Origin of the sequence: Accumulibacter sp. (assembly GCF_029255145.1) — a bacterium.
In the GTDB taxonomy this organism is placed as follows: Bacteria; Pseudomonadota; Gammaproteobacteria; order Burkholderiales; family Rhodocyclaceae; genus Accumulibacter.
In genome coordinates, this window is sequence record NZ_JAPUVQ010000125.1 from 1 (window position 1) to 6,347 (window position 6,347).

Sequence of the window (6,347 nt, forward strand, 5' to 3'; positions counted from 1 at the left end):
CCCACAGTAGGGAAAATGAGGGGAAAACCCTCGGAAAAGCCGGAAAATCACGAAAATCCGGCTTGATTGTTGCGTATGGTGAAACGCGCCGGCTTAGCCAGCGTGAAGTCCGACAGGCTGCTAGAATGCCGAAACCATGCGCGACCAAGGCCACCACGATCACCATCAGCACGAGCAGGAGCGTGGCGCCCACCATGATCACCACGATCACCACGGCGGCAACGGAAGCCACGCGCATCATCATCGAGCGGACGCCGGACCACGCCTGATCTGGGCGTTGGTACTGACCCTTGGTTTTGCCGTCGTCGAAGCGCTGGCCGGCGTCTGGTCGGGCTCACTGGCGCTGCTTGGCGACGCCGGGCATATGGTCACCGACAGTGCGTCGCTGGGCCTCGCCGCCTTTGCCGCGTGGCTGTCGCAACGCCCGCCGACGCAGCGACACACCTACGGCTATGGCCGAATCGAGACGCTGGCGGCGCTGGCCAATGTGGTGTTCATGGTCGTGGTGGTGGTCGGCCTTTCGGTGATGGCGGTGCGCCGCATTCTCGAACCCGGGGTGGTCAATGGCGAGGCGGTCACCGTGGTCGCGGGGGTCGGTCTGTGCCTCAACATTGGTGTCGCCTGGCTGCTGATGCACGGCGAACAGACGATGAATACCCGCGGCGCACTCTTGCACGTGCTCGGTGATCTGCTCGGCTCGGTCGCCGCGCTGGTTTCCGGCGCGGTCATCATGTGGACCGGCTGGACGACGGTCGATCCGCTGCTCTCGCTACTGATCTGCGCGCTGATGCTCGTTTCCAGTCTGCGCCTGTTGCGCGAGGTGTTGCAGGCGCTGATGGAGGGCGTGCCGGTCAGCCTGTCGACCGAGCAGGTCGGACGGGTGCTGGCCGGCCTGCCGGGGGTGGCGTCGGTGCACGATCTGCATATCTGGACGCTGTCTTCCAGCCGCATCGCCCTGTCAGCGCATCTGGTGGTCGACTCGCTGGAGCACTGGCCGGCGGTTCTCGCTGCCAGTCGGCACGCGCTGGCCGAGCAGGGCATTACGCACGTGACGCTGCAGCCGGAGCCGCTGCACAACACCGTGCGCTGGCTGCCTGCCGGCGCGCAGCGCTTGTCGCCGGGAAGTTGAATGGCGGTGACCCGGTGGACGCCGAGCCGACACTGAACACCCCCGCGGCGGACGAATTGCCGGAGCTGCTGGCGCTTCTCGACGCGTGCGCGTTGCCGGTCGCCGACCTCGGCGCGGGGCATCTGCCGGGTTTTCTGATCTCTCGCGTGGCTGGGCGAGTGATCGCCGTCGCTGGCCTGCAGTCCTGCGGTGAAGCGGTGCTGCTGCGTTCACTCGCCGTGGCGACCAGCCATCGCCGGCGGGGCCTGGCCGGCCGGCTGGTCGACGCGCTGCAGCGCCGCGCGTGGGCAAATGGGCAGCAGCAGATGTTTCTGCTGACCACCACCGCGCGGGACTTCTTCGCTGCACGCGGGTTTGCCGAGCTGCCTCGCCGGCTGGTCCCGCCGGCCATCGCCGCGACCAGCGAATTCAGCGGTATCTGTCCGGCGTCGGCGGTGTGCATGGTCAAGACGCTGCGTGGGGAAACGGCGCCATGAGGGTTGTCGTCCAGCGCGTCGCCTCGGCGCGCGTCGAAGTCGATGGCAGGGTGACCGGCGCCATCGCTTCGGGGCTGCTGGTCCTGGCCGGTTTCGAAACATGTGACGCCGACGCCGACCTCGGCTGGATGTCCGCCAAACTGGCCAGGCTGCGAATCTTCGCCGATGCCGCCGGGGTGATGAACCGCAGCGTCGTCGACGTCGGTGGCGAGGTCCTGGCGGTCAGCCAGTTCACGCTCTTCGCATCGACCAGGAAAGGCAATCGTCCCTCGTGGAGTCGTGCTGCGCCACCGGCGCTGGCGCAGCCGCTGTTCGAGCGCTTTGTCGGGCATCTCGACGCAGCGCTCGGCCGTCGCGTGCACACCGGCGTCTTCGGCGCCGACATGCTGCTTCACCTGGTCAACGATGGTCCGGTGACGATCAGCATCGATTCGCGCCAGCCGGAATAGCCGCAGCTCGTTCGCCAGTTGCCGCCCAAGACGGGAGCTGGCCCGGAGGCCACCTGGCTCGCACGCTGGCGCGGGCACGCAACGAGAGTCAGGATGCCGAAGCCGTTCGCGCTGCTTACACCATTCCCATCTGCGTTTGCAGATAGTTCTGTACGCCGACCTTCTCGATCAGGTCGAGCTGCGTCTCGAGGTAGTCGACATGCTCCTCGGTGTCGTTGAGGATCTCCTGCAGCAAGTCGCGCGAGACGTAATCCTTGACTGATTCGCAGTGGGCAACGCTGGCGACGAGGTCGGCGTGTGCGCCGCGTTCGAGCTTGAGGTCGCCGTCCAGACAGCCAGCAACGTCGTCTCCGATCAGCAGCTTGCTCAGCGCCTCCATCTTTGGCAGACCCTCGAGAAACAAGATGCGCTTGATCAGCTTGTCGGCGTGCTGCATTTCTTCGATCGACTCGTCGTATTCGTGCTTGCCGAGTGCGTTGAAACCCCAGTTCTGATACATCCGGGCGTGCAGGAAATACTGGTTGATCGCCGCAAGTTCATTGGCCAGCTGCTTGTTCAGCAGCTGAATGACCGTTTTGTCACCTTTCATGAAGCTCTCCGTTTCAAGGTACCGCAAACCACCTCTCGGCGGGTGATGGGGGAAGCGCGTGCCGCCAGGGCTTTCTCCAGGGCATGAGCTGCCAGGCAGCGGCTGGCACCCCGTTACAGACAGCAAGTTGTCCGCGCAATTCACCCGCGTCGGCAGGCGGCCGCATCGCTACGCCTTACGCGCTGTCGCTGTCGATCGCTGTATCGCACGCGCCGGCGCCCATGCTAACCGCTATTTGCCGACGACGAAGCGGTATTCCGCTTGCCACGGTGCGGTGGTTCAATGCGCCTGGAGTGGCTTGCCTGGTTGGCTGGCGGGCGGCACGCTTCCTGACCTGCGTGGAAGATCTGGGGAGGCGGCAGTGGTCACGGCTGCAGTGAGTTTGACCGCTGCCTCGCGAGATAGCAGCTGCCCAGCCGTTCAGCCTTAATGCGTGCGCCAAGGCTTGGCGTCCCCACGGCGAGATGAACTGTTCCCCGCTTTCAGGGCAGACGTGCGCGTCCAGGTTCCGCACAACAGACGTAGAGCATCATAGGGCACTTCCCCGAAACCACCAAGCCCAGGCCCAGGGATGTCGCTGCCACGCCGATGCGGCTGGCGCTGGCTCGCGGGCATCGCTGGCTGGCCATCCTGGAATTTGGCGAAGCACGAACCATCATCGAACTCGCCGCCCGCGAGAAGATCGACAACAGCCATATGCGCCGCATGCTCAACCTGACCACGCTCGCGCCCGATATCGTGGCGGCCATTCTGGATGAAAGCTTGCCGCAGGGCGTAGGTGTGCATGAGCTTGCGATCAGTCCGCCGGTGTTGTGGGAGGATCAACGCAAGAGGATTGGTATGGTTCGCGAGAACCTGCCGGCGGAGTGATAGACTCGTCGCGAGCCATGCGGGGTGGTGCCCGCAGGGCGACCCAAAGGCGACTATCATGCTTGCGGAAAGCCGTCGTTGGAACTCAATCCAGTTGACAGGTGGTCAAGATCGAGTGGATCGCTGTCGACATACTCCCCGGCATTCATGTCCTGCAACGTGAGGACTTGGCCTTCGATGGACTTGAACCGGCCCGTCGTCGGTACGAGTTTGAGCCACTCCTTCGAGAGGTCCGCCCAGTTCTTTCCCTCGAAGTCCGCGTCACTTTCGTTGCGGACGAACCAGAAGAAGATGTCAACCTGAGGTGCGTCCCACGAAGGCGAGGCGTGCACACGGATCTCGCGAAGCGCTCGAAGGCCATGGCCCTCGCCGGTGTTCTTCTCGTGCTTGTCCGCCATACGGCTTTGGAGCTTCCTCGCAAGCGCTGTGAAGTCGTCCGGGAAAGCGAAGCGGACGCGCTTTCGCGATAGCGCGAGCGCGAAGGCTCGGGCTTCGGCATCGGTGCTCCACCCTGGAGTACGCTCCCACGTTGCCAAAAGGGGCTTCTCAACAGTCATCACACGATCGAGGTCGGCAACGAGCCTGCGCGCTGACAGTAGCACCACGAACGCGTAGGCGGGGCGTCGACCCCGTTGGATCTCGCGAAGTCGATCATCATCGACTTCGACAAGTGGGCAGATCTCGACGAAGGGGCGCTCGGCGCACGAACGAACAACATCGCATGTCTGAGTGACGACGACGAATCCCTGGACTTCCTGCTCGGCCAGATCTGCACCTGCCTCGGCAGCAACTCGGCCAGCGTCGGTCACAGCGATCGACTTGTCGAGCCGGTGCACGAACCAGTGCTCACCCAGGGCGCAGTCCCCCTGGCGCCACGCCGCGAGAACGTTGTCGATCGATCTGATCAGCGGGTCCTGCGCACTCTCAGCCGCCACCCCGAACCCTCACACTCTTCGCCGCACGGGTTGTCCCGCCATCGCGATGAATGCGGTCTTGGAGCGCGCCGACGAGTTCCTCCGGCGATTGCGGTGCACGTGCTGTACGCGCCTCTTCCGAGAGCTTCAGCGGCGAAACCCGGCGCCCCTCGCCTGGCCCGAGTAGCGAGAGAACGCGCTCGTAGCCCCCCTCTGCCAACAAGTCGAACGGTATGTTTCCGTCCTCGCGTACACCGAGCAATATCGCTCGGTTGGCGCTCGCGGAACCCCGGTCAACCTTCCGCACCACGGCAAGGAGGCGTTGGAGGTGCTCCTCGTTACTTGGCGCCATCGACTTGCCGCTCGCCCAAAAGTGAAGTGACCGGCGGCTAACGTTGAACAGACGTGCGAGTTGATCCCAAGTAAGGCCGCTCATACGCCGCAGTTCGCCGATCGCGGAACCCGAGGGTGTCGCCGCGGACACTGATGTGCCAGCTGTCGTTCGAACTGCTACGCGCTGCGAATGCAGCACCGTGTCGGCCGGAAGCGTATATGCGGTCGAGGTTCCGATGCCAGCAAGCATGACCCCGAGAAGTACCGGCCCACGAGTTTGCCGCATGAGCATTGCGCCAGCGGCGGAAGTGGCATTGACAGGAGGATGCATCTCAAGGCTTCTCATGGCTTGCCTCCATAGCGTACAAGGAAGTCGTCTGTCACCGCCCAGCGGAAGACCGTGTAGATGCGCTCGGCGTAGCGCTGTGCCTCCGCAACGACATCCTCGACGATAAACGGCATCGGAGCAGCGCTGAACATGTCGAGGTCAAGAATCCAGCTCTTCTCGTTCTCAGGCTCAATCGCGGCAGGATCGACGGTCGCGCCTGGGGGGAGGCAGCCCCAGCGAGCAAGCACCCGCGCCTCCGGCAGTTCGAACATCGACTCGGAAAGCGCATGCACGGCGTGCGTGGCAGCGATCGTTCCGGTGATGCCGCGAACCTCCGGACGGACCAACTTGGCGATGTCATCGACCGCATCGCCGGTAATGCGATCGATATAGCGGACGCCAAGACGATCGAGTTGGCCTGGTTCGATGTGTTCGTCGAGGGCTTCTGCAAGCGACTTGAGTCGGCCAAAGAAATCAGAACGGCTCACATATTTCGTGGTCTCGAGCGCCAAGAACTCGGGGGTGAGCGAAACGCGCCAGAACCCCTCCGTGTCGCTGAAACGCCACGCTATTTGCGGCTTCGCTGGAGCCGCGCCGCCGGGGCTCAACAGAATCCCCTGTGTCTGCTCCTGCCGGAGCACGGAATACGTCCTGCGGATCGCCTCTTGGAAAGGCGCCACGAAGTCTCGCTGCTCGACCGAGAGGATTTCCGGGAAGCGGAATTGTGCGATGACGCGGACGAGGGGGGCGTCCTTGAGGGGCACCTCCGAAGGCAACGCAGCTACAAATGGATCCACGATAGAAGTCATACTACATACGATAAACGCAAAATGGCCAAATGTGAAGTGTACTGTGAAGTGAACCAAATCCATACAGCCTTCGACGTGGTTCCTCTCACGGCGCTGGCGGATCCGCCGCTAGGTCGAACATCGTGACGTGGCCCAGCAAAGTGTCGTCCAGGAGGATGGCGGCCACGATGTCCGGCGCCAGGGTAATCACGCTGACCATTCGGCCCACGTAGATTTTTTCTGCGCCTTCCCGTGGGGCGATTCCCCAAGGTCGGCAAGCGGGAAGCGAGCGGCAACTTCTGGCCGGGTGCGGCCCGACTGAAGCGATCTGCCCAGTATTTCCTGGTCGCCGGAGTAGCGCCGCTGTTTCCTCCGCCTACCAATGCTACGAATCAACCGCTTGAATGGACCACGTACAAGCTGTGGATTCATAACAGTGAAATTTCATGAACTCGTAGACTTCGGCCTCTA

Annotated in this window: 8 protein-coding genes; 4 read left to right on the plus strand and 4 right to left on the minus strand. The window is 63.3% G+C overall.

Annotated elements, in window-relative coordinates; translation table 11 throughout:
* Positions 1-244: hypothetical protein (locus tag Q1L50_RS14610; RefSeq protein WP_300339991.1), on the minus strand; the 244-nt coding region annotated here is incomplete at its 3' end.
* On the opposite strand from Q1L50_RS14610, the gene Q1L50_RS14615 reads away from it, so the two are divergent.
* The 3 genes from Q1L50_RS14615 to dtd are packed head-to-tail and all read left to right on the plus strand — an operon-like array spanning position 137 to position 2,054.
* Entirely contained in the window at positions 137-1,129 is a 993-nt protein-coding gene (locus Q1L50_RS14615; protein ID WP_300339980.1) for a cation diffusion facilitator family transporter, read from the plus strand. The two genes, Q1L50_RS14610 and Q1L50_RS14615, sit on opposite strands and share 108 nt — an antisense overlap.
* A 14-nt stretch (positions 1,130-1,143) precedes the next feature.
* Positions 1,144-1,605, plus strand: coding sequence for an arsenic resistance N-acetyltransferase ArsN2 (arsN2, locus tag Q1L50_RS14620; protein ID WP_300339982.1), 462 nt, complete (start codon positions 1,144-1,146; stop codon positions 1,603-1,605).
* On the plus strand, positions 1,602-2,054 hold the full coding sequence (gene dtd, locus Q1L50_RS14625) for a D-aminoacyl-tRNA deacylase (protein WP_300339984.1): 453 nt from the start codon (positions 1,602-1,604) through the stop codon (positions 2,052-2,054). The genes arsN2 and dtd overlap by 4 nt, the downstream gene beginning before the upstream one ends.
* A gap of 115 nt (positions 2,055-2,169) precedes the next feature.
* Here dtd and bfr read toward each other — a convergent pair whose 3' ends face one another.
* Positions 2,170-2,643: a bacterioferritin gene (gene bfr, locus Q1L50_RS14630; RefSeq protein WP_300339986.1), complete on the minus strand. Its 474-nt coding sequence runs from the start codon at positions 2,641-2,643 to the stop codon at positions 2,170-2,172.
* Between the two features lie 588 nt (positions 2,644-3,231).
* Between bfr and Q1L50_RS14635 the strand changes: the two genes are divergently transcribed.
* Complete coding sequence (locus Q1L50_RS14635; RefSeq protein ID WP_366145242.1) at positions 3,232-3,513, plus strand: hypothetical protein; 282 nt, start codon at positions 3,232-3,234, stop codon at positions 3,511-3,513.
* A gap of 56 nt (positions 3,514-3,569) precedes the next feature.
* Here the strand turns inward: Q1L50_RS14635 and Q1L50_RS14640 are convergent, their stop codons facing one another.
* Together Q1L50_RS14640 and Q1L50_RS14645 are read right to left on the minus strand one after the other, a co-directional pair.
* A complete protein-coding gene (locus Q1L50_RS14640) occupies positions 3,570-4,448 on the minus strand; it encodes a hypothetical protein (protein ID WP_300339988.1) in 879 nt (292 codons plus the stop codon).
* 654 nt (positions 4,449-5,102) lie between these two features.
* A complete protein-coding gene (locus tag Q1L50_RS14645) occupies positions 5,103-5,960 on the minus strand; it encodes a TIGR04255 family protein (RefSeq protein WP_300339990.1) in 858 nt (285 codons plus the stop codon).
* Positions 5,961-6,347: the final 387 nt, after the last annotated feature.